Raw genomic sequence first — 22,191 nt, forward strand, 5'->3', positions numbered from 1 at the left:
CATGCAACTTGATCATCTTGCCATCACCATCCTGAAAGAGGTGGCAACCGATCCCGGTTTATCCGTTGACGGTCTGTGCCAGCGGATTGGCCTGCCGCAACGCAATTTCTACTATCGCTGGGGGAAAATTAACGACTGGCTGAGCCAGCAGGATTTTTCTCCGCTCACCCGGCTGCCTGACTCCGGGCTGAGGTTTGGCGTGGGGGAATCCGGCTCAATCCTGAAAAAGATTGCCCAACTGGGCGGTCCCGGCTACAAGCTGCGGGCGGATGAACGCCGTGACCATATTCTGTTCTTTCTCGTCTGCAGCCACGCTCCACAGTTTACTCAGTCGGTTTCTCTGCTGAATAACGTCAGTCGCAATACCACGCTTCACGATCTGCAACTGCTGAAAGAGAGCCTGCAGCGTGAGCATGGTCTGATGCTGTCGGTGAGCAGGAAGAAGGGCTATCAAATCACCGGCAATGCATTACAAATCAACCTGTGCGTGATGCAAACGCTGCAACACATGCTGAAGTACGCCGACGGGCAGGCTGAAAAGCGAATAACCAGTATTTTACTGAGCCAGTTGCAGGCGTTGGGGGTTTCATCCGGACAGGTACAGCAGGCAACCGACAAGGCCATTGCGGTTGCCGGAGAGTATCTCTGGCGAGACTTCACCGACAAGGATAAGCGGCTGATGCACCATATGGTGTTGTTCTGTTTGTTGCAGACGCAGCAGGGAAAACTGATTATCTTCAGTCCTGCTCAGGTGAGCTGGCTGCGCCGCAGGCCGGAATGCGAAGCGGCGGCGTTGCTTAACGCCAGGCTGACCGAAACGCTGGGTTGCAAGCCCCACTCCTGCAACACTTTGTTCTTCTGCCTGCTGCTTTCCACCAGTAAAAGCCTGAACAGCCAGCCGGGCAATGGCGAGGAAGACCGCCGGTTAATCGCCTGTATTCATCGTCTGATTGACGATTTCCAGTCCCTGTCAGGCGTGTATTTTGTGGATATTTCCCGACTGGTGACGCGATTATTCGCCCACCTTGGCCCGGCGCTGCAGCGCTGCCTGTTTCATATTCACACTGAGAATGTGCTGCGGCAAGAGGTTATCCAGCGCTATCCGCTGATATTTCGCCTCTGTCGCCAGGCCGTTGCGGGGCTTGAGCAGGCTTATCAGGTGGTCTTCAGCGATGATGAACTGAGTTATATTGCCATCAGTTTTGTCGCATGGCTTGATAAACGACGGGAAACCCGTGAACAATTGCTGCTGCTGGTCACCGAGGGCGGCCTCTCTTCCACGGCGCTGCTGGAGAATCAGCTGCGTAATCTGACCATTGTGCCGCTGGCAATCGAACACTGTTCCGTCAGCCAGCTGGAGCAGCAGGGAGTGCCGGATGGCACCCGCCTGGTGGTCAGCACTGTTGCGTTGCCACAGGGTAAGTACCCGGGTGCCACGGTTATTCGCGTTCAGCATATGCTGGATGCGCGTGAAAAATTACAGCTCCGCCTGCTGCTGGAGGGCGGGGATGATGTTGCGTCTCCAGCCGATAAACCGGTGCATAAAAAGACGCTGGCGGAGTATCTGCAGGGACGGGTCAGCTACTGTGGGCGTCATCCCCGCTGGCGGGCAGCCGTGCAGCTTGCGGCCAGGCCATTGCTGGAACAGGGAGTGATTGGTCCGGACTATGTCGCGCAGATCGTGGCGACTATCGAGCGGGAAGGGCTGAATCGTTATCTGTCGGACCGGATATTGCTGCTGCATGCTGAACCGCCAAAGCAGAGCGGGACGGGTGCACTTTCTTTGCTCAAACTGAAGCACCCGTTGCAGTTTGATGATGTGCCGGTCAGCATTAACCCGCTGATGATCGTGGTGCTGGTGCCGTCCTGCAACCTGTCGCATATCGGGCTGCTGGAGGCGCTAAATGAAGTGGTCAGCGATGAAAGCCGCCTTGAAAGGCTGTTAAAGGCCAGCTCCTGCGATGGAGTGCTGGCCGCTATCTGCTGAAATTTCAACCCATTGGCGTGGGGCTTTTCGCAGGCAACCGATGTCAGACCATCAGGCTGACCTGCGCCGCAACAATGCGCCAGCCACAGGGCAGTTTCACCCATGTCTGCTGCTGGCGGCCGATTTTGTCGCTGCCCTCACGGGTGAATTCTGTGCTGCATACCGCGTAATCTTCCCCGAAAGTGGTGATCACCGTATTGCGCAGTTCACGATCCAGACCCTGCGCCGGACGGGAAGCGCGATAAGCACGAATCTCCTCGATGCCGTACAGATTCTCTCCTGCTCCCAACCGTACGGTGCGCTCGTCATGCCAGAACAGCTCGTCGAGTACAGCAGTGTTGTTGGTGATTAGCGCCTCTTCATAGCGATAAAAAGCTGCGGTCACTTCGGCGAGGATTGCAGGGCGATCAATGTGTACAGTTTTCATTTTTATGCACTCAGGTTAGCGGGCAGCGCGCGGGCGATACCCATTTTTTCCAGCGCCCAGGCTGCACGCAGGCAGGCCTCTTCTTTAAACGGCGCGGCAATCAGCTGCAGGCCTATTGGTAGGCCGCCCGGCGTCTGCAGTGGCACGGTGGTGACCGGCAGGCCAAGGAATGAAATTGGCTGGGTCAGCATGCCCATACTGGCGCGAATGGGCAAATCAGTGCCATTGATACGCATGGTTTCCTGACCGATGGTTGTTGCACTATCCGGCGTTGCCGGGGCAATGAGCACGTCGAACCGCTCAAACAGCGGCAGCACCTGCTGGCGGAAATGATGACGGAAGCGCTGGGCCTGAACGTACCAGGCTGACGGCACCATCGCCCCGGCGAGCAGACGCTCACGGGAGAGTGGCTCAAAACGATCCGGGACGCTCTTCAGGGCTGGCAGATAATGATTGCCACCCTCTGAAGCGGTGATAATAAACGCCGCGGTGCGGGCCAGTTCAGCCTCGGGCAGCGTCACTTCATCCTGAGCATTCAGCGCTTTAGCTGCGGTGGCCACTGCGGTACGGGCTTCCTCGCTGCACCAGGTCTGAAAGTAACCGCCCAGCACGCCGCAACGCAGGCCTTCCATCCCGTGTTCCAGTAGTTGGTGGGTGGGGTGAATGGCTTTTTCAGCCTGGAAACTGTCCTGCGGATCGCGGCCCTGCAGCGCATCATAAACCAGCGCCAGATCGTCCACTGAACGGGTAAATGGCCCGATATGATCGAGGCTGGCAACAAACGGATGGCTGCCGCTGCGGGAAAGACGGCCAAAAGTTGGTTTCAGGCCGAAGATGCCGCACAGCGAAGCGGGCACGCGAATTGAACCGTTAGTGTCGGTGCCCAGGGAGAAATGTACCAGGCCAGCCGCGACGGCCGCCGCCGAGCCGCCCGAGGAGCCTCCGGCAATCCGGCTAAGGTCACGTGGGTTTTTCGTCGCACCGTAATGGCTGTTTTCGGTGGTGAAGCCGTAAGCATAGGCGTCCATATTCAGCATGCCGGAGAGCAGGGCACCGGCTTCTGCCAGCTTGTGCACCGCCCAGCCATCCTGCCGCGCTGCCTGACGATCGCTGAAAAGACTCGCACCAGCCAGCGTGGAATGACCGGCAACATCAAACAGGTTTTTCACCGCGTAGGGGATGGAGGCCAGTTCTGGCAGGGGCAATCCCTCTTTGCGCAGGCGATCGATGCGATCCGCTTCCTGCAGCATGCGACCCTGGGTGAGGTGGGTCCAGGCATTGATCGCCGGATTATAGTGCTCAATGTCCTGTAGCGTCTGCTGGGCGATTTCACGAGCGCTCAGCTCACCTTTGATCAGCGCGCTCTTCAGCCCGGCAATGGATAACGAGGCAAGATTCATGCTTTATACACCCCCGCGACTTCCAGACGGTCGTCAAGAGGGAAAGCCATCAGCGGCTCCGCCATTCCGGCGATGCGGGCGAACTGCACCAACAGCTCGGCGCGACGCTGGTCATCCAGCGTGACGCCCAGAACCTGTTCCATTTGTGCCACGTAGGCTGCCCAGTCGGGCGAAGTTTGTTTCATCATCCTCTCCTGTTAAAAACCGGCTGCGCTGCCGTTACTGCGTGGGTCACATGCGCCTTCCAGCATGCCGTTAGTGTGCCGGACAATTGCCCCGGCGTGACCAACAGCCTCGCTGAAGGCGGGCAGTTCTTCGACTTCATGGCCCAGCGCGCGAAGTTGGTTAAAGGTTTCAGGTGCAAACCGGCCTTCCAGCTTCAGCGAGTCGGAAGATTGTCCCCAGGTGCGGCCCAGCAGCCAGCGCGGGGCGCTGACGCACTCCTGCAGCGGCATGCCCTGCACCACATGACGGGTGAAAATTGCAGCCTGGGTCTGCGGCTGGCCGTCTCCGCCCATTGAACCGTACACCATGGTGCGGCCGTCATTCAGACGTGCGGCGGCCGGGTTCAGGGTGTGGAATGGCTGCTTACCCGGTGCCAGCGCCAGCAGATGATCCGGATCGAGGCTGAACGCCGCTCCGCGGTTTTGCCAGGTAATACCTGTGCCCGGGATCACCACGCCACTGCCAAACTCGTGATAAATACTCTGAATAAACGACACGGCCAGCCCGCTGCTGTCCATCACGCCCATCCACACGGTATCGCCGGGGCCTTTACCGGTGCCCCAAGGCGCAGCCTGCCGGTCATCAATTTTTCCCGCCAGCTGCGCCAGCAGGTCGGAATCCAGTAGCGTCTGCATCTGTTCCTGCATATGCAGCGGATCGGTGATGTAGCGATCGCGCAGGTCAAAGGCCAGCTTGGTGGCTTCAACGATGCGGTGGATGGTCTGCGCCTCATCGGCATCGGCCATGTTCAGGTGGTCGGTAATGCCGAGGATCGCCAGTGAAACCAGCCCCTGGGTGGGAGGGGTCATATTGAACACTTCGCCGGACTGGTGCTCAATACGCAGCGGAGTGCGGCGCTGCGCATGATGATGGCTCAGGTCTTCAAGGGTAATCGGCATACCCAGCGCTGACATCTCACTCGCCAGCCTGGTTGCCAGCGAACCACGATAGAAACTCTCCAGCCCCTCTTCGGTCAGGATACTCAGCGTGTCAGCCAGCTCCGGCTGAGTGAAGCGGCTTCCGGGGCGGGGTACTTCGCCGTCCGGTAAAAAGGTGGCAGCAAAGCCGGGCTGATTTGCCAGCTCGTGGTATTTGCTGCGGGTCGCGGAAGATTGAGAGTCGGTGACCGGAATACCGTCTGCGGCGTAGCGGATGGCATCGGCCAGCAGGCGCGAAACCGGCATGGCGCTGCCGCCGAATTCAGCCGAGACCTCCAGCGCTTCAGCCCAACCGCTGACTGTTCCGGCCACGGTCAGCGCCGCTTTCGGGCCGCGATGGGGGATGTTCGCTGCACCTTCATAAAAGGAGAAATCAGCCAGCGAACCTGCGGCACCGCTGGCATCAATGGCTATCGGGTCGCCCTGTGGAGGAACAATCAGCCAGAAGCCATCCCCTCCCAACCCGTTCATATGCGGATAGACCACCGCGATGGTAGCCGCGGCAGCAACCATTGCTTCAATCGCATTGCCCCCTTCGCGCAACACGGCCAGTGCGCTTTCACTGGCCAGATGATGGGGTGCCACGGCCATGCCGAGCGGGGCGATATTACTTTGGATCATCACAGTCTCATTTTTTTCGGGTTACAGGGGATAACTGGTAACAAGGGATAATCAAGCAAGAGATGTTCCAGTTTGTTGGCCACCGGAAAAAAGCCGCCGGAGAGAATCAGACGATTGCTCAGCGAAAAAATTTTTCAGCAGGCACGTTATTTGTATAGGCTGTGTTCTCTGAAACGAAAGTTACAAAGGTCTGAGATATGAAGCAGCTCGATGAACGCCTGAGAAGTCATTACCCGCAGCTCTCTCCACAGGAGCAGCGCGTGGCTGATTTTGCTTTCGACCACTTCGACGACCTGATCAGCTACAACAGCGCCGAACTGGCCAGGCTCAGCGGCGTCTCCAAGGCGACGGTCAGCCGCCTCTTCAGGCGGCTTGGCTATGAAAAATACAAGGACATGCGCGACGAACTGCGCACGCTGCGCCAGAGCGGCATGCCGCTGACCGATAACCGGGATGCGGTGCAGGGTAACACGCTGCTGGCCCGCCATTATAAGCAGGAAATGGCCAATCTCACCCTGTGGGTAAACACTATTGATACCGCTCAGTTTGGTGAGGTGGTGCAGCAGCTGGCTACCGCAAAACGTATATTTATCATCGGGATGAGAAATGCCTATCCGGTGGCACTGCACCTTCGTCAGCAGCTGCTGCAGGCGCGTGGCGGCGTTCAGGTGTTGCCGCAGCCGGGCCAGACGTTGTCGGAAGAGCTGGTGGAAGCGACGCCGGAAGATATGGTGGTGGTGATGGCTTTCCGCCGTCGTCCACGGATTATCAAACCGTTACTGCAGCAGTTGCAGAGTGACAACATCCCGACGTTGGTGATGTGCGAACCCCAGGCGCAGGCGGTGATTGCTCTGGCCCGCTGGCAGCTTTGCGCACCGCTGGACAGCGTATCCGCCTTTGACAGCTATGCTTCGGCTAACAGCCTGATCAACCTGCTGGCGAATGCCGTGCTGCATGAATTGCTCAGCGAAGGTCGTCAGCGCATTCACCAGATTGCCGACCTCTACAGCCATCTGGACGAGCTGGAACAACGTTAGTGGGGCACTGTTTTGGTGCTTTGCTTTATTATGGGGCGAATGCTGAATCGCTCCGCTCAACTTCGTTCTTGCTGTAACTAACGTTTCTTTCCTCTTGCAGGGCAACCGTTTGCTCAGCAAAAATCCTGACTGTTAAAGCTAAACTTCTGGATCCCACGCTGTTTTTCCCTCGCGTTCCTCCTTTCAGCAGGCGTGACGTTCTGCGGCCAAAAATAATTAGCGTCGATTTATTGTCGATGGCACATTAGTTGCAAACATCTTCTTCAAGAATCTTTCGTTTCATGATGACTTAATCGGGGAAGAGAAGAATGAAGAAAGCATTACTGGCAGTAGTAGGTGCGGCGCTGATGTTAACTCAGGTGACTCATGCGATGGCTGATCAGCTTCAGGACATTGAAAAACGAGGCGTTTTGCGCGTTGCCGTTCCGCAGGATTTCCCGCCGTTTGGTTCAGTGGGTACCGATCTGCAGCCCCAGGGTTATGACATCGATATGGCAAAATACCTGGCAAAACAGATGAAACTTAAGTTGCAGCTGGTGCCAGTTACCAGTGCAAACCGAGTCCCTTATCTGCAGACTGATAAAGTGGATCTGGTGATCTCCAGCATGGGTAAAAATCCGGAACGCGAAAAAGTGATCGCATTCAGCCGTGCTTATGCGCCGTTCTTCCTTGGAGTGTTTGGCCCGAAAGACGCTGACCTGAAAGAGGCGGCCGGACTGAGCGGCAAATCCATCGGCGTGACCCGTGGTGCGGTGGAAGACATGGTGCTGAGCGATATTGCTCCGAAAGACGCCCAGCTGAAGCGCTATGAAGATAACAACACCACGCTCTCTGCTTACCTTTCTGGCCAGGTGCAATATGTGGCAACCGGGAACCTGGTGGTGGCTGCGATTGCCCGTCAGAACGCGGACAAAGCACCGGTAGCGAAATTTATGCTGAAGGATTCTCCGTGCTTTATCGGCATGCGCAAAGACGAACCGACGCTGAAGGCGAAAGTGGATGAGCTGATCGATCAGGCCATCAAAGACAAGACGCTGAACGGCATGTCTGAAGAGTGGCTGAAAGCGCCACTGCCGGCAGATCTCGGCGCGTAAGGGCAGGCGATGATGGGGCAACTCAACTTTCCTGCGCTCTGGCCACACTGGCCGGAGCTGCTCTCCGGGCTATGGGCCACCATCCAGCTGACCGTGCTGGCTACCGTGGGTGGCGTGTCGCTGGGCATTCTGGGAGCGGCCCTGCGCAGCGGCAGGCCTTCACTGCTCCGCCGGCTGTGGGGCTGCTATGTTGAGCTGATCCGCAACACGCCGTTTGTGGTCCAGCTGTTCTTTATCGTCTTTGGCCTGCCGAATCTGGGGCTGAAGCTCACCGCGGGTGAAGCGGCGTTACTGGCGATGCTGATTAATCTCGGTGCCTACAGCACCGAAATCATCCGAGCCGGGATCCAGGTGACCCCGAAAGGGCAGTGGGAGGCCGGACGGGTACTCGGCCTGACCCACACGCAGACTTTCCTGCGGGTCGTGCTGCCGCCGTCGCTGAAACGTATTTATCCGGCGCTGGTCAGCCAGTGCATTATCGTGATGCTCGGCTCGTCGGTGGTATCGCAGGTCTCCTGTGAAGAACTGACCTTTGCTGCCAACCTGATCCAGTCGCGCACTTTTCTGAGCTTTGAGGTGTACCTGGTGACCACGCTGATCTACCTCGCGCTGTCGATTGCGATGCGTCAGGTTCTGCTGGCTGCCGGACGCAAGTGGTTGGGAGGAGCGCCAGGATGACGACATTTACCGACTGGGACATCCTGCGCAATCTGCTGCTGGCAGCGCGCTGGACCCTGTTGCTGTCACTGACTGCCTTCTTCGGCGGCACGGTGGTGGCGTTGCCGTTGGTGACCATCCGGCTGACCGGCCGCCGCTGGCCGAACCGGTTGATCCGCGGCTATATCGAACTGTTCCAGGGTACGCCGTTGCTGATGCAGCTGTTCCTGGTCTTTTTTGGCGTGGCGCTGTTTGGCGTGGATGTTTCACCGTGGACGGCGGCCTCGCTGGCACTGACGTTCTATACCAGTGCTTTTCTGGTCGATATCTGGCACGGCAGCATCAAAGCCCTGCCCAAAGGGCAGTGGGAAGCTTCACGCTGCCTGGGCCTGAATTTTGGTCAGACGCTGTACCGCGTGGTGCTGCCGCAGGCGCTGCGGATTGGCATCGCGCCGACGGTGGGATTTGCGGTGCAGGTGGTGAAAGGCACGGCGCTGGCGTCAATCATCGGTTTTGTCGAGCTGACCAAGGCCGGCACCATCCTTAACAACGTGACTTATCAACCCTTTAAAGTCTTCGGACTGGTGGCCCTGGGCTACTTCCTGATGTGTTATCCGCTGTCCCGCTACAGCAAGTCACTGGAGAAGAAATTCAATGCCGCTCATCACCATTAATCAGGTGCAGAAATACTACGGCGACAATCACGTGCTGAAAGGCGTGGATCTCGACGTAGAAATGGGTGAAGTCATTTCCATTATCGGTCGCAGCGGCTCTGGAAAAAGTACCCTGCTGCGCTGCATGAATGGGCTGGAAGGCTATCAGGAAGGCAGCATCAAGCTCGGCGGTATGACCATTACCGAGCGGGATACCCAGGCGCGCGAAATCAGCCGCTCGGTCGGTATGGTTTTCCAGAACTTCAACCTGTTCCCGCACATGACCGCGCTGGAAAATGTCATGCTGGCTCCGCGCTGGGTGCTGAAGAAGAAAGAGGCCGAGTGCCGGACTCTCGCGGCACAGATGCTTGAGAAAGTCGGCCTGGGCGACCGCATGGATTATTATCCCGCCAATCTCTCCGGCGGTCAGCAGCAGCGAGTGGCGATTGCCCGAGCCCTGGCGATGTCGCCGAAGGTACTGCTATGTGATGAAATCACTTCTGCTCTTGACCCGGAACTGGTCGGGGAAGTGCTGAAGGTGCTTGAGCAACTGGCAAAAGAGAGCATGACGCTAATCCTCGTGACCCATGAAATGAGTTTCGCCCGTGAAGTGGGCGACCGCGTGGTGTTTATGCATCAGGGCCGCGTGTGGGAGCAGGGCGACAGCAAAACGGTCTTCGCCAGCCCGCAAACTCAGGAACTCAAACAGTTTATCTCACGGGTCACGCGGCCTCAGCTAAGCGCGCCGGGATCACAAAAGAAGGACAGAGAAGATGGATTTATCTAAGTACCCACAAATTAACCCGCCACAACGCCTGCTGATGGGGCCGGGACCGATCAATGCCGATCCGCGCGTGTTACGTGCCATGTCCAGCCAGCTGCTCGGGCAGTACGATCCGGCAATGACGCATTATATGAACGAAGTGATGGAGCTGTATCGTGGCGTATTCCGTACCCAAAACCGCTGGACGATGCTGATCGACGGCACTTCCCGCGCGGGGATCGAGGCAATCCTGCTGTCTGCGATCCGTCCCGGCGATAAGGTGCTGGTGCCGGTATTTGGCCGCTTCGGCCATTTGCTGTGTGAAATTGCCCGCCGCTGCCGTGCCGAAGTGCACACCATCGAAGCGCCGTGGGGCGAAGTTTTCACCCCGGACCAGATTGAAGATGCGATCAAAGTCGTGCGTCCACGCCTGCTGCTGACGGTGCAGGGCGACACCTCGACCACCATGCTGCAGCCGCTGGAAGAGCTGGGGGCAATCTGTAAAAAGTACGGTGTGTTGTTCTATACCGATGCCACTGCTTCGTTTGCCGGGAATGCGCTGGAAACCGATGCCTGGGGACTTGATGCGGTTTCAGCCGGGATGCAGAAGTGTCTGGGTGGCCCGTCCGGCACCTCGCCAGTCACCCTCAGCCCGGAGATGGAAGCGGTGATCCGCAAGCGTAAATGCGTGGAAGAGGGGATCCGCACTGCGGCGCACCAGGATGGCGATGACGAGATGATCTACTCCAACTACTTCGATCTCGGGATGATCATGGATTACTGGGGACCGGAGCGCCTGAACCACCATACCGAAGCGACTTCAGCCCTGTTTGGCGCGCGTGAATGTGCGCGGCTGATCCTCCAGGAAGGGCTGGATAAGGGCATTGCCCGCCACAAGCTGCACGGCGATGCGCTGCTGAAAGGCATTCAGGGCATGGGGCTGGACACTTTCGGCAACCTGAAACACAAAATGAATAACGTGCTCGGCGTGGTGATCCCGCAGGGCGTGAACGGCGATCAGGTTCGCAAGCTGATGCTGGAAGATTTCGGTATTGAGATCGGCACCTCATTTGGCCCGCTGCACGGCAAGGTCTGGCGCATCGGCACAATGGGCTACAACGCCCGTAAAGACTGCGTGATGCAAACGCTGAGCGCGCTGGAGTCGGTGCTGAACTATCTGGGCTTCAAAACCACCCAGGGAGCGGCCATGCAGTCAGCCTGGGACCATTACGCCAATGGGAGCTGCTGATGAGTGACGGCCTGATGAACGCGGCTCAGGCGGCACAGGCGGCCGCCAGGGTGATGGCCCGCTGTGACCAACTGGCAGAAATCAGCGAAACGCCGGAGTTTCTGACCCGCGTGTATCTTTCAACTGAGCATCTGCGTGCCAACGCGCTGGTCGGTGAGTGGATGGCGGCGGCGGGGATGACGGTCTGGCAGGACAGCGTCGGCAATATTTGTGGCCGCTATGAAGGTCTGGAACCGGGGGCACCTGCGCTGCTGCTGGGCTCGCATCTGGATACCGTGCGTAATGCCGGACGCTATGACGGCATGCTCGGCGTGCTGACCGCGATTGAAACCGTGCAGTCGCTGCAGGCCGAAGGTAAAAGGCTGCCGCTGGCAGTGGAGATCGTAGGCTTTGGCGATGAAGAAGGCACGCGCTTCGGCATTACCCTGCTTGGCAGTCGTGGTATTACCGGCACCTGGCCGGAAAGCTGGCTCACCCATCCTGATGGCAACAGTATCACCGTAGCGGAAGCGATGGCGGACGTCGGGCTGGATGCCGGAGCCATTCAGCAGGCTGCGCGTGAAGTGAAAGAGATTGTCGCTTATCTGGAACTGCATATTGAGCAGGGGCCATGTCTGGAGCAGGAAGATCTGCCGCTGGGCGTGGTGACGGCAATTAATGGCGCTCGTCGCCTGAACTGCCGTTTTGTGGGTGAAGCGGGGCACGCAGGCACTGTACCTATGACCCACCGAAAAGATGCACTGGCTGCCGCTGCGGAGTGGATGGTGTTTATCGAGCAGACCACGCCGAAACACAGCCCACAGCTGGTGGCGACGGTAGGCACGCTGCAATGCTCTCCGGGCGCGGTGAACGTTATTCCCGGCGATGTGGCACTGACGCTGGATATACGCGGGCCGGAAGATCGGCCGCTGGCAGAGCTGCTGTCTGAGTTACTGACCCAGGCGGAAGCCATCGCTCTTCGTCGCGGACTGTCCTTCAGCGCGGATGAGTATTATCAGATCCCGGCAACCCGCTGTGATGAAGGGTTGCAGGCTGCGTTGAGTCGCGCGGTAACACAAGTGCAGGGCCGCAGCCTGTCGCTGCCAAGTGGGGCGGGGCATGATGCAATCGCCATCGCCGGCCGCTGGCCAGTGGGAATGCTGTTCGTGCGTAACGAGCGCGGCATCAGCCACCATCCGTCTGAATCGGTGATGGAGCAGGACGTCGCCAGCGCCATTCAGGCTTATGCGCGGGTGGTACGGGATGTGGCAGGAGACCTGCGATGAAGCTGGAACAATTTAATCTGGCGTCGGCTGCCGAAGCAAAAAAACTGATTGCTCACTGCGTGGCGCTGAATGACTGGGTGACGGCACTGGTGTCGCAGCGGCCTTACGCTTCGCTGGACGATCTGTTGCAACAGGGCGATACGCTGGCGCAGCAATGGGACGCAAAGTCACTGATCCAGGCGCTCTCTGCCCATCCCCGTATTGGTGAGAATGCCCGGGGGAGCGGCAAAGAAGCCGCACTCTCCCGTGGTGAGCAGTCCAGCGTGAATGCGGAAGACCACCAGCTGAAGCAGGCGCTGAAAGCGGGGAATGCCGCTTATGAGCAGCGCTTCGGCCGGGTATTTTTAATTCGTGCCAAAGGACGCAGCGGCGAAGAAATGATCTCAGAGCTGGTGCGCCGTCTGGCGAACGATCCACAGCAGGAACAGCAGGAGGCGCTCGATCAACTGCGGGAAATCACCCGGCTGCGCCTCAGGGAGACCTTTCAATGAGCACCATCACCACTCACGTTCTGGATACCGCGCTGGGCAAACCGGCGATCGGCGTGGCGATTTCACTGGAGCAGAACAGCAGCCAGGGTTGGTTGCCGGTGGCTCAGGGCAGCACCGATGCCGATGGCCGCATCAAAGAGCTGACCCCCGAGCCGCTGGCTCCCGGCCATTACCGCCTGATTGCCGAAATTGGCGACTACTTTGCGGCCACGGGGCGCGATGCGCTTTATGTCAGCGCGCAGATTGATTTTGTGCTGCCGGAAGCGGGCAGTCACTACCATTTGCCCTTCCTGATTTCACCGTGGTCGTGGTCCACTTACCGGGGAAGTTGACATCCCCTTCATACTTCAAACTGCAGGTGCGTTGGCTGTACGAGCGCCCCCCAGTCACTTACTCAAGTAAGCTCCCGGGGATTTGCTTGCTGGCCGCCTTCCTGCAGCTCGAATTATTTTGGGGATGCCTGAGAGAACATTTAATTCCTTAATCTATGTTAGCGGGCTAAGCATCAAAGGGTGAAATAATGAGCATCAGGCCAGAAGATATGCGTTATCCGGCAGGGAAATCCTTTGCCTGGGGTTTGCAACACGTGCTGACCATGTATGGCGGCATTATCGCACCACCGCTGATTATTGGCTCCGCTGCCGGGCTGCATGCCGCAGAGTTGGGGATGCTGGTGACGGCGGCGCTGTTCGTCAGCGGCTGCGCCACGCTGCTGCAGGCGCTTGGCGTGCCCGGCTTTGGCTCACGCCTGCCGCTGGTGCAGGGCGTCTCCTTTGCCGGTGTGGCTACCATGGTGACGCTGGTGACGGGCGGCGGCGGGCTGCCGGTGGTTTTTGGCGCGGTAATCGCTTCGTCGCTGATTGGGCTGCTGATAGCGCCGCTGTTCGCTCATATTATCCGCTTCTTTCCGCCGGTCGTGACCGGAACAGTGATCACCGTGATCGGCCTGTCGCTGATGCCGGTGGCCGCCCGCTGGGCGATGGGCGGTAACCCTGCTGCGCCGGGATGGGGCTCCACGACGAATATTGGTCTGGCCGCGCTGACGCTGGGCATGGTGCTGTTGCTTAACCGCATTGGTAACGCTGCGGTAAAAAGGCTGGCTGTATTACTGGCCATGGTGCTGGGAACGCTGTTTGCCGTCGTCGGTGGCAAAACTCACTTCTCCACGGTGCTCAACGGTGACATGCTGGCCTTGCCGGGTGTGCTGACCTTTGGAATGCCGGTGTTCAATGTGGCGGCGATCCTGTCAATGACGCTGATTGTGCTGGTGCTGCTGACAGAAACCACCGCCGGACTGATCGCCATCGGTGAAATTGTCGGTACCAGAGTGGACAGTCAGCGTATCGCCAGCGGTCTACGGGCGGATATGCTGACCAGCGCGCTGGCTCCCCTCTTCAACTCCTTCCCGCAGAGCGCTTTTGCCCAGAACATCGGGCTGGTGGCTATCACCGGGATTAAAAGCCGCTATGTCGTGGCCGCTGGTGGGATGATCCTGGTGCTGTTGGGCTGCCTGCCGGTACTGGGCCGGATTGTCGCGGCAGTACCGATGCCGGTGCTGGGCGGCGCTGGCGTGGTGTTGTTTGGGACCGTCGCGGCAAGCGGCATCCGTACGCTGGCGAAAGTGGATTACAAAGAGAATATGAATCTGGTGGTGGTGGCGACTTCCATTGCCTTTGGCATGATCCCGATTGTGATGCCTTCCTTCTACGACCAGTTCTCCGGCTGGGTGCGCACTATTTTCCACTCCGGGATCAGCGCTGCCTGCCTGGTGTCGGTCACGTTGAATATCATCTTCAACAGTGTGGCGAAGCGTCCGGTCAGCGTACATCCTTCGCGGGATGGGAATTTGTGAGCGGGGGCAGTGATATTTAGCCAGAAAATATTTACAGTTCGCCAGTAAATATCCGGATAATTAATGGCGGATTTCAGGTTTCTGGTGACAAGGATGATCAAAGGTTCTGTCGCATTAACGGCAGTGGGTTGCGCAAAAGTTACGTTGACTGTTTTTTTGTGCAATTAGCTGGTGACAGGTCGTCCACGCCCGGATGCACGTACTGCCCTTGCGTATCATATGTACTAACTCAATTCCTGCCAGTATGGCCTGTGCCCGGCGGAACAATTTTATCTGTTGGCCGCCTAAAAAAGCGGCAGTGCAACTCTTACTGACATCACGCTGTTAATGCGACAGAACCCTCTGCGAACGCCGTTAATCGGTACCTGCCGACGCAGGACTGAATATTTTCTACGTAAATCCCTCCGATGACACCTGATAATTACTGAATTCAATAAGATGCTAATTTCCGCCTGTAAGTTGCTATTTTTTGCAATTGCACTGTTATTGCTGCCTGATATCTTAATATTCGAATTCAGCGGTAATGGGAATTTCATATCAGGGTGAAGTTAAAATTTAGCCATCTTTTATCTGATAATTGGATAATGCATCCAATGAGTACAACATGTTTTTTCGATGAAGGCCCCGATGACTTTTTCGTGGCTTTCGATTGAGCGCGAGAAGCATATCGTTTTCCGCGCAAGTCGTTTGATACGGGTACGTAGCTCATGAGAATAATTGAGCTGGAACACACGGTGGCGCATCGGAAGCGGTCATGTCCACAGGGGTTCTGACCACAACGATAAACCTGGGCTGAATTGCAACGGGGACAATGAATATTAACGCTGGCTATAAGGGAGTCTCAAAAGCGGGCATTATATATCAATTCAACCAATTAGAGGTATTACCCGATAAAAGAATGCCGGGATATTCTCTTTAGCCTGATTTTAGGTAGGGAATAAACCGCGCTATCGCCTGTCGCAAACATTGCGGATGAATTTTTATCAAAAGAGTGATCTTATTGATTTTTCATCTTAAGTACATAACGTTATTCAGGAGATTACAAGATGTCTGACGACTCAACTTTAAAATATCCCATTGTGCTTGTTCATGGCCTGTTTGGTTTTGACAAAATTGCCGGAATTTATCCCTATTTCTATGGGGTGGAAACGGCATTAAACAACGCCGGGGCCACGGTGTTTACTGTTTCCATGTCGGCGGAAAACAGCAATGAAGTGCGCGGGGAGCAGCTACTGGAGTTTGTTAAAAAGATTGTGGACACAACCGGTTGCGAGAAAGTCAATTTAATCGGACACAGTCAGGGACCGCTGGCATGTCGCTATGTCGCCGCGACTCATCCCGAACTGGTCGCATCGGTCACATCGGTTAATGGGGTTAACTTCGGTTCTGAATTTGCCGATCTGGTGCGTACTGCTCTGTCTCCGGACGGTCTGCCGGAATTGATCGCCTCGCAAATTATGAATATTTTTGGCGTGTTGATGTCTGTGATAACCGGAAATCCGGATTTACCTCAGGACTCGATAGCCGCACTCGATGCTTTGACCACGGAAGGGGTGGCTGCATTTAATGCTAAATATCCGCAGGGACTGCCGCAAGAGTGGGGCGGCGAAGGCAATGAGTATGAGAATGGCGTTTATTACTACTCATGGAGCGGTATTATTGACTACAACCCATTTAGTCAGGGATTCAATAACCTTGATCCTTCTCATGTCGCTATGGTTGCCGCTTCGCTGTTTTTCACCAAAGAGCGTTTTGAAAATGATGGTCTGGTTGGACGCTATGCTTCGCATCTGGGTAAAGTGATACGTTCAGATTATTCTCTCGATCATCTGGATGCGATTAATCAGGTCATGGGCACGGTCAGCAGTAATACTGATCCGCTTGAAATCTATGTTGAACATGTCGATCGTCTGAGAAGAAAGGGACTTTAATCAGCTGGCGATGGCGACAACGCGGTAACATCAAAATAACGCATCCCGCCGATCAGGCGGGCTGCACACTGATACTGACCACCCGATCGCAGGGGATAGATCGGCATTGCTCAGTCCGGTGGGTGATTTATATTAGTTTGGCGATTGATCAGATCGCACAATCCGGGCTGAGTTCCCTCAAAGTGATCTACTATTCCGCGCAGCTATTTAGTATGCCAGATACCAGCGGACACACTGGCTATTACATTAGCGGGATAATGCAGGCGTTTGAAGGCTTTTTGGGTCAGGGTCAGTGACATGGGCAGGCAACATCACAAAAAAAAACAGCATGTTACCTGATGATCCGCTTAATGCCACAGAACCCTCCGGCATAAGGTAGAGGCTGTTTTTCTTTCAACTACCAGCAGAAATACACAGCCTCTTTTTCGGCGGTCAGATATCAGGATTTTACATCGACATCTATTACCTGATAAAACGCATTGGCTGTGTCAGCAATATCCCATATGCCTAAAATAACATGATAGCCGGTATAATCTGACGGGATAGTGCAGCCTTTAATGGTTACCGTTCTCTCCGGCATTTTTCCCTCATCATTTTGCTCGCACAGGGGTTTATTGAGATCAAACTGGTCACGCGTCAGATTTTCATTTGGATTCCAGTCTTTTTTGGTGATAAAGAAACGCCATTTATCCGTTTTATGCGGCGCGGTCAGAGTCCAGGTAAAGGTATTGTCTCCGGTCGACAGATTGAAGTGATGCCACCGCGTTGCCGTTTGTTCATCCAGTGCCGCATAATTATCGTGCCCGGCGCTGGCGATTTTTCCATCTTCCGGACCGCTGGCAGGAAAGCCTTTCGGCCCTTCCAGCGACTGCGGCTCATACTGAATTGAACCGCAATTTTTGTTCAAATTACCGCCCTGTGCGGAACAAAGATACGCGCGTGAGGGGGGAACGCTGACGAACCCGTGTCGCAGGGAAATTTCTTGCGCCTCACTGAGGTTTGAGACCGTCATTAATGCGATGGCCGAGCAAATGGATAAAAAACAATATTTATTCATAGGTGATGTCTCCAGAGGTAATTAGGGTATTGTCGTTATTTTCTTGATGATTACACATTCATTAACATGCGTAGAATGTGAGTATATTATAGGGGAAAATTATTACCCGCTATTGCGGGTATCAGCAATAAAATAACTTTGTGAATTATATTTTACAGGGGCGGTGGTGCAATGAAGTTAAAATAGGGGGGTGTCGCCCATCGCGGTGATTGCGGCGAGGGTTAACGCCCTGATGTAACAATTTATTTTGTCACATATAAACGTTGATGATGTCATGTAAATATATCGGTACAACATTTGATCTTATTATTTTTATCTTCATTGTTAATTATCTTATGCCGCCAGAAAATATATTTTAGGGGTGATGGGGGCGAAGCTCGAACGTAGCACGCCTACGGCGTGATCGGGTGTTTGCATGACCTGTGCTCCCCTTCATACACTGCACCATATATTGGCTCTGTCGCATTAACGTCAGCAGACCGGAAAAAGTTGTGTTTCCTGTTTTTCAGGCTGCCATCAGATAAACTGTTCAGCCGGCGAAACGCCCTGTCCAGCAGAGGTACCAGCCGGATAATCCAGCGGTGAAGTATGGAATGGTCAACGATGATACCCCGCTCAGCCATCATTTCTTCCAGGTTGCGCAGGCGCCAGATACCAGCGGACACACTGAGCAATAACATCGACGGGATAATGCAGGCGTTTAAAGGCATTCCGAATCAGAGACAATACAGGCAACATTACAAAAAAACAGTATATTACCTGGTAACTTATTGATGCGATAGAACCCAAAAACAACCCAAATGAGACAGAAAAGCTGTCTCACCGGGTTGTGTATTTTGGGTCTGCCTTAAAAGCGCAATTATCGTAGTGCAGAAAATTCATTCTATGCATAATTGTTCATGGGGAAGTATCACGCGACAATTTAAGGTTGTCTTTATACTTAAAAAAAATCAACCTTGCCGCCAACAAGGTTGTACATGCTGCCAACAATTTTGATTTTCTTCTGGTCTTCCAGCTGTTTCAGTACCGGGCTGTTTTTGCGGATATTTTCAATGGTCAGTTCGACATTTTTTTCGAGCTACTGCATCAACAAAATCATAATTGCTACCCTTACGCTCACCGCTGTACTCTGTTCTTTCAATCGCAGGTTTTATTTCATCCAGCAGACCCGTCAGATTACCTAATTCAGCATTATCAATAGCACCACGAACGGCACCGCAACGGGTATGTCCCATCACCAGCACAACTTTCGCGCCGGCAACTGCACAGGCAAATTCCATGCTGCCCAGCATATCACGATTGCTGATATTCCCTGCAACACGGGAATTAAACGTTTCGCCAATCCCTGCATCCAGTACAATTTCCGCCGGTGCACGTGAGTCAATACAACTAAGGATTACGGCAGCTGGATATTGACCAGTAGCGCTGCTACGTTTCTGCTCCAGATAATCATGTTTAGCCGGCCTATTTTCCCGGAAGCGCAGGTTACCTTGCTTAAAATGTTCAATCACAGCATCCGGTGTCATACCATCACGTTCCTCTTTGCTGAGTGATGCCGCAAAAGAGATGGATGGCACTGATAAGGCCGCCATTCCTGCGACCGAAAGGGCAGAAACAGCAAGTGTTTGTTTCAGGATCGTGCGCCTCAAGGGGTGAGTCGGTTGGTTCATTTTCATAATGTTCTCCAGCCTATGTTATTGAGTTAACGAAAATTGTTCTGATAGTACGGCTAAACAAATCACAGCTTCAATCTAAGAATAGCGGAGATCCAGAAAGCGGGTGGCAGAGTTACAAATTATGGCGTTTTTCATTTGCAGTTATTGCGAGCCCGAGGGAATGGATTGCGGGCCGGGGAAGATAAATGCGAGCCCATTATCACTTAATGTGAGCCTGGTCAGATTTTCATTGTCACTTAATCTGAGCTGAAATCTGCGATGATTGCGAGTTTGAGGGATTTCGATCGCGAGCGGCTACAACTATCCTGTCAGCAGTAGCCCAGGCCGGACGGCGCAGAATATTGGAGCGTACCAATGAAGGTCGGGACGAAGCAAAGCTGAAAGGCAGTCGCTTTGGCCGCAGGCGTTCCATAGATCGGAACGCCGTGCTTGCGCTTCATCATGAAGGTGCTGACGTTAATGCGACAGAACGCTCTTATGGACGATTACCCGAGTCGTTAGAGTCGATGCAGCCTAGTACATATGATACGCAAGGGGCAGTACGTGCATCCGGGCGTGGACGACCTGTCGCCAGCTGAACAGTTTCACCAGCTAATTGCATAAAAAAATCAACGTAACTTTTGCGCAACCCACTGCTGTTAATGGGACAGAACTCCTGTTCATGATCCGAATCATACCGAGCACACGTCATAATTCTTTTTGATCGCTATCAAGATGAGGAGACGAATGCGGCGATGAAATGCTGGTAATGCGCGGAGCTTCACATCAATCAGATCAGAGTGGTTCAGTTATCAGAACGAATCCACTCTGACCGGCAGGATAATAAGGTGTATCAGTCTGATTACAGGCTGAACGAGTCTGCATCGCGCCATGCCGGGAAGCACTCACGGTACTCCTCCAGCGTTTTCAGCGACAGTTCTGCACTCAGCACGGCAGGTTGATGGGGTTCGCCCGCCGCCAGGATCTCACCCAGTGGGCTGATAATCCGGCTGTCGCCACTGTACTGATGGTTATTGCCATCGCTGCCAACGCGGTTGCATCCGGCGATATACGCCTGGTTTTCAATTGCGCGAGCCAGCAGCAGCGCCTGCCAGTGTCCGGCACGCGGAGCTGGCCAGTTTGCCACGTACAGTGCCAGGTCGTAATCATTGTTATTGCGGGAGAACACCGGGAAGCGCAGGTCGTAGCAAACCTGCGGCAGGATCCGCCAGCCGCGCCACTCAAACACTTCACGGCGAGCGCCCGCCAGATAATGATGGTGTTCGTCGGCCATGCGGAACAGATGGCGCTTGTCGTAGCTGTGGACCTTGCCTTCCGGCTCAACCAGCAGGAAACGGTTCACGGCTCCTTTTTCTGTCTGAATTGCCGCGCTGCCGCCAACCAGAGCCTGAGTGGCCCTGGCTTTCTCATGCAGCCACTCAATCACGCGGGCTTCCGGCAGTGAACTTTCAGCCGCTTCCATCGCAAAGCCGGTAGTGAACATCTCCGGCAGAATGATCAGATCGCGGCCGGATAGCCCGGCAATCAGCTGGTCGAAAAAGCTCAGGTTTGCTTCGCCGTCCATCCAGACCAGCGGCTGTTGTAAGACGCTGAGTTTTAAATTTTGCACAGGCGCTCCGCAGCAGCAATCAGCGTGGCTTCCTGTTTGGCGAAGCACAGGCGGATCAGTTTATGGGGAAAGGCATCGGCGCAGAATACCGACAGTGGAATAGCCGCCACGCCGACTTCTCTGGTCAGCCACTGGCAGAACGCCACGTCATCCAGATCGGAGATGGCGCTGTAATCGGCCAGCAGGAAATAGGTTCCCTCGCACGGCAGCACTTCCAGGCGGCTTTTCGACAACGCCTGTACAAAGCAATCTCGACGGGCACGGTAGAAGTCAGGCAACTCGCGGTAATGTTCCGGTTCGGCATTCAGCATATCAGCCAGCGCCAGCTGAGCCGGCGTGTTAACGGAGAAGGTCAGATACTGATGCACTTTTCGGACTTCTGCTGTCAGGGCCACCGGAGCTACACAGTAACCCACTTTCCAGCCGGTCATATGGTAAGTCTTGCCAAAGGAGGAGACGGCAATGGCTCGTTCACGCAACTGCGGATGAGCCAGCACGCTGGCGTGGCCTTCTTCCGTAAAGCAGATGTGCTCGTAAACCTCATCACTCAGCACATAAATTTCCTGCTCCTTCACAGCCTGCCACAGCGACTCAAAGTCGCTCTTCTGCCAGACGGTGGCTGAAGGGTTATGCGGGGTATTGAGGATCACCAGGCGAGTGCGTGGTGAAAGCAGAGCCGCAAATTCCTGCCAGTCTACACGGAAAGCAGGCGGCTGCAGCGCGATGCGTTTCATCACGCCGCCAGCCAGCGTCACTGCCGGGGCGTAGCTGTCATAGCTCGGATCGAAGCAGATCACCTCGTCGCCCGGACGGACCAGCGCGGTAATGGCCGCATACAGTGCTTCGGTCGCCCCGGCAGTGATGGTCACTTCGCTATTGCTGTCCGGCTTGTAGCCATACAGCTCAGCAGTTTTCGCGGCAATAGCATCCCGTAGCGGCTGCACGCCGGTCATTGGCGCATACTGATTCGCCCCTTCGCTGACGTGGTGCGCGAGACGGGCTTTCAGGTAATCCGGGCCGTCAAAATCCGGGAAGCCCTGTGACAGGTTGATGGCGTTGTGCTGTGCTGCCAGTGCGCTCATTTGCGTGAAGATGGTGGTGCCCAGCGCGGGCAGTTTGCTCTCGGGAGTGATTGACGTCTGGCTCATGAATGTAACCCTTTTATCACGCGACTTTTATGATGTGTTAACTCGTTGCCGCCACTATAGCGTCGATGCTACTATTTGGCAATCGAGACGCTTAGACGTCTAAACGCGAAT

The 22,191-nt window shown here is 55.4% G+C and carries 19 protein-coding genes and 6 pseudogenes; 14 read left to right on the forward strand and 11 right to left on the reverse strand.

Annotated elements, in window-relative coordinates; genetic code table 11:
- The first annotated feature begins 1 nt into the window (after position 1).
- Positions 2-1,987, forward strand: a complete 1,986-nt coding sequence (locus tag AC3Y5R_RS20645; protein ID WP_489922888.1) for a PRD domain-containing protein — start codon at positions 2-4, stop codon at positions 1,985-1,987.
- Positions 1,988-2,030: 43 nt separating this feature from the next.
- Here the strand turns inward: AC3Y5R_RS20645 and hpxZ are convergent, their stop codons facing one another.
- From hpxZ to AC3Y5R_RS20665, 4 genes are read right to left on the reverse strand one after another with little or no spacing between them, the layout of a single operon-like run.
- Positions 2,031-2,414 (reverse strand): oxalurate catabolism protein HpxZ, encoded by a 384-nt coding sequence (gene hpxZ, locus AC3Y5R_RS20650; protein ID WP_489922889.1) that lies wholly within the window; start codon positions 2,412-2,414, stop codon positions 2,031-2,033.
- Positions 2,415-2,416: 2 nt separating this feature from the next.
- A complete protein-coding gene (locus AC3Y5R_RS20655) occupies positions 2,417-3,814 on the reverse strand; it encodes an AtzE family amidohydrolase (RefSeq protein WP_489922890.1) in 1,398 nt (465 codons plus the stop codon).
- Complete coding sequence (gene hpxX / locus AC3Y5R_RS20660) at positions 3,811-3,999, reverse strand: oxalurate catabolism protein HpxX (RefSeq protein WP_489922891.1); 189 nt, start codon at positions 3,997-3,999, stop codon at positions 3,811-3,813. Before hpxX ends, AC3Y5R_RS20655 begins: the two co-directional genes overlap by 4 nt.
- A 12-nt stretch (positions 4,000-4,011) precedes the next feature.
- Positions 4,012-5,598, reverse strand: coding sequence for a gamma-glutamyltransferase family protein (locus AC3Y5R_RS20665; protein ID WP_489922892.1), 1,587 nt, complete (start codon positions 5,596-5,598; stop codon positions 4,012-4,014).
- Between the two features lie 197 nt (positions 5,599-5,795).
- Here AC3Y5R_RS20665 and hpxU point away from each other — a divergent pair, with 197 nt between their 5' ends.
- The 10 genes from hpxU (at position 5,796) to AC3Y5R_RS20715 (ending at position 14,659) form a co-directional block, all read left to right on the forward strand.
- Positions 5,796-6,635 carry a MurR/RpiR family transcriptional regulator HpxU gene (hpxU, locus tag AC3Y5R_RS20670; protein WP_489922893.1) on the forward strand — a complete coding sequence of 280 codons (840 nt, stop codon included), beginning with the start codon at positions 5,796-5,798 and terminating at the stop codon, positions 6,633-6,635.
- A 308-nt stretch (positions 6,636-6,943) separates the two neighbouring features.
- Positions 6,944-7,729: a transporter substrate-binding domain-containing protein gene (locus AC3Y5R_RS20675; RefSeq protein ID WP_489922894.1), complete on the forward strand. Its 786-nt coding sequence runs from the start codon at positions 6,944-6,946 to the stop codon at positions 7,727-7,729.
- 9 nt (positions 7,730-7,738) lie between these two features.
- On the forward strand, positions 7,739-8,407 hold the full coding sequence (locus AC3Y5R_RS20680) for an amino acid ABC transporter permease (RefSeq protein ID WP_489922895.1): 669 nt from the start codon (positions 7,739-7,741) through the stop codon (positions 8,405-8,407).
- Positions 8,404-9,060, forward strand: a complete 657-nt coding sequence (locus AC3Y5R_RS20685) for an amino acid ABC transporter permease (RefSeq protein WP_158783439.1) — start codon at positions 8,404-8,406, stop codon at positions 9,058-9,060. The genes AC3Y5R_RS20680 and AC3Y5R_RS20685 overlap by 4 nt, the downstream gene beginning before the upstream one ends.
- Positions 9,041-9,826: an amino acid ABC transporter ATP-binding protein gene (locus tag AC3Y5R_RS20690; protein WP_489922896.1), complete on the forward strand. Its 786-nt coding sequence runs from the start codon at positions 9,041-9,043 to the stop codon at positions 9,824-9,826. Before AC3Y5R_RS20685 ends, AC3Y5R_RS20690 begins: the two co-directional genes overlap by 20 nt.
- The gene (locus AC3Y5R_RS20695; RefSeq protein ID WP_489922897.1) at positions 9,813-11,051 is read left to right on the forward strand and encodes a pyridoxal-phosphate-dependent aminotransferase family protein; all 1,239 of its coding nucleotides are present in this window, start codon (positions 9,813-9,815) and stop codon (positions 11,049-11,051) included. Before AC3Y5R_RS20690 ends, AC3Y5R_RS20695 begins: the two co-directional genes overlap by 14 nt.
- Positions 11,051-12,316: an allantoate amidohydrolase gene (gene hpxK, locus AC3Y5R_RS20700; protein ID WP_489922898.1), complete on the forward strand. Its 1,266-nt coding sequence runs from the start codon at positions 11,051-11,053 to the stop codon at positions 12,314-12,316. The genes AC3Y5R_RS20695 and hpxK overlap by 1 nt, the downstream gene beginning before the upstream one ends.
- Complete coding sequence (uraD, locus tag AC3Y5R_RS20705; RefSeq protein WP_489922899.1) at positions 12,313-12,807, forward strand: 2-oxo-4-hydroxy-4-carboxy-5-ureidoimidazoline decarboxylase; 495 nt, start codon at positions 12,313-12,315, stop codon at positions 12,805-12,807. The genes hpxK and uraD overlap by 4 nt, the downstream gene beginning before the upstream one ends.
- Positions 12,804-13,139, forward strand: a complete 336-nt coding sequence (uraH, locus tag AC3Y5R_RS20710) for a hydroxyisourate hydrolase (protein WP_489922900.1) — start codon at positions 12,804-12,806, stop codon at positions 13,137-13,139. The genes uraD and uraH overlap by 4 nt, the downstream gene beginning before the upstream one ends.
- A gap of 188 nt (positions 13,140-13,327) precedes the next feature.
- On the forward strand, positions 13,328-14,659 hold the full coding sequence (locus tag AC3Y5R_RS20715) for a nucleobase:cation symporter-2 family protein (protein WP_489922901.1): 1,332 nt from the start codon (positions 13,328-13,330) through the stop codon (positions 14,657-14,659).
- A gap of 566 nt (positions 14,660-15,225) precedes the next feature.
- Here the strand turns inward: AC3Y5R_RS20715 and AC3Y5R_RS20720 are convergent.
- A pseudogene (locus AC3Y5R_RS20720) lies at positions 15,226-15,363 on the reverse strand (IS1 family transposase); the annotation flags it as partial.
- Positions 15,364-15,407: 44 nt separating this feature from the next.
- A pseudogene (locus tag AC3Y5R_RS20725) lies at positions 15,408-15,491 on the reverse strand (IS1 family transposase); the annotation flags it as partial.
- 214 nt (positions 15,492-15,705) lie between these two features.
- Between AC3Y5R_RS20725 and AC3Y5R_RS20730 the strand changes: the two are divergent.
- Positions 15,706-16,590: an esterase/lipase family protein gene (locus tag AC3Y5R_RS20730; RefSeq protein WP_489922902.1), complete on the forward strand. Its 885-nt coding sequence runs from the start codon at positions 15,706-15,708 to the stop codon at positions 16,588-16,590.
- Between the two features lie 439 nt (positions 16,591-17,029).
- On the opposite strand, the gene AC3Y5R_RS20735 is transcribed toward AC3Y5R_RS20730, so the two are convergent.
- The 3 genes and pseudogenes from AC3Y5R_RS20735 to AC3Y5R_RS20745 form a co-directional block, all read right to left on the reverse strand.
- Positions 17,030-17,647 (reverse strand): lytic polysaccharide monooxygenase, encoded by a 618-nt coding sequence (locus AC3Y5R_RS20735; RefSeq protein WP_489922903.1) that lies wholly within the window; start codon positions 17,645-17,647, stop codon positions 17,030-17,032.
- 533 nt (positions 17,648-18,180) lie between these two features.
- Positions 18,181-18,373, reverse strand: a pseudogene (locus AC3Y5R_RS20740) (IS6 family transposase); the annotation flags it as partial.
- A 214-nt stretch (positions 18,374-18,587) separates the two neighbouring features.
- Positions 18,588-19,323 (reverse strand): annotated as a pseudogene (locus AC3Y5R_RS20745) (carbonic anhydrase).
- A 251-nt stretch (positions 19,324-19,574) separates the two neighbouring features.
- Here AC3Y5R_RS20745 and AC3Y5R_RS20750 point away from each other — a divergent pair.
- Both AC3Y5R_RS20750 and AC3Y5R_RS20755 read left to right on the forward strand, forming a co-directional pair.
- Positions 19,575-19,793, forward strand: a pseudogene (locus AC3Y5R_RS20750) (recombinase family protein); the annotation flags it as partial.
- 43 nt (positions 19,794-19,836) lie between these two features.
- Positions 19,837-19,926, forward strand: a pseudogene (locus AC3Y5R_RS20755) (IS6 family transposase); the annotation flags it as partial.
- 238 nt (positions 19,927-20,164) lie between these two features.
- Here AC3Y5R_RS20755 and AC3Y5R_RS20760 read toward each other — a convergent pair.
- Both AC3Y5R_RS20760 and AC3Y5R_RS20765 read right to left on the reverse strand, forming a co-directional pair.
- Positions 20,165-20,932: an amidohydrolase gene (locus AC3Y5R_RS20760; protein ID WP_489922904.1), complete on the reverse strand. Its 768-nt coding sequence runs from the start codon at positions 20,930-20,932 to the stop codon at positions 20,165-20,167.
- Positions 20,920-22,080 carry a pyridoxal phosphate-dependent aminotransferase gene (locus AC3Y5R_RS20765; RefSeq protein ID WP_489922905.1) on the reverse strand — a complete coding sequence of 387 codons (1,161 nt, stop codon included), beginning with the start codon at positions 22,078-22,080 and terminating at the stop codon, positions 20,920-20,922. Before AC3Y5R_RS20765 ends, AC3Y5R_RS20760 begins: the two co-directional genes overlap by 13 nt.
- Positions 22,081-22,191: the final 111 nt, after the last annotated feature.

This window comes from Erwinia sp. 009765445 (assembly GCF_058137865.1).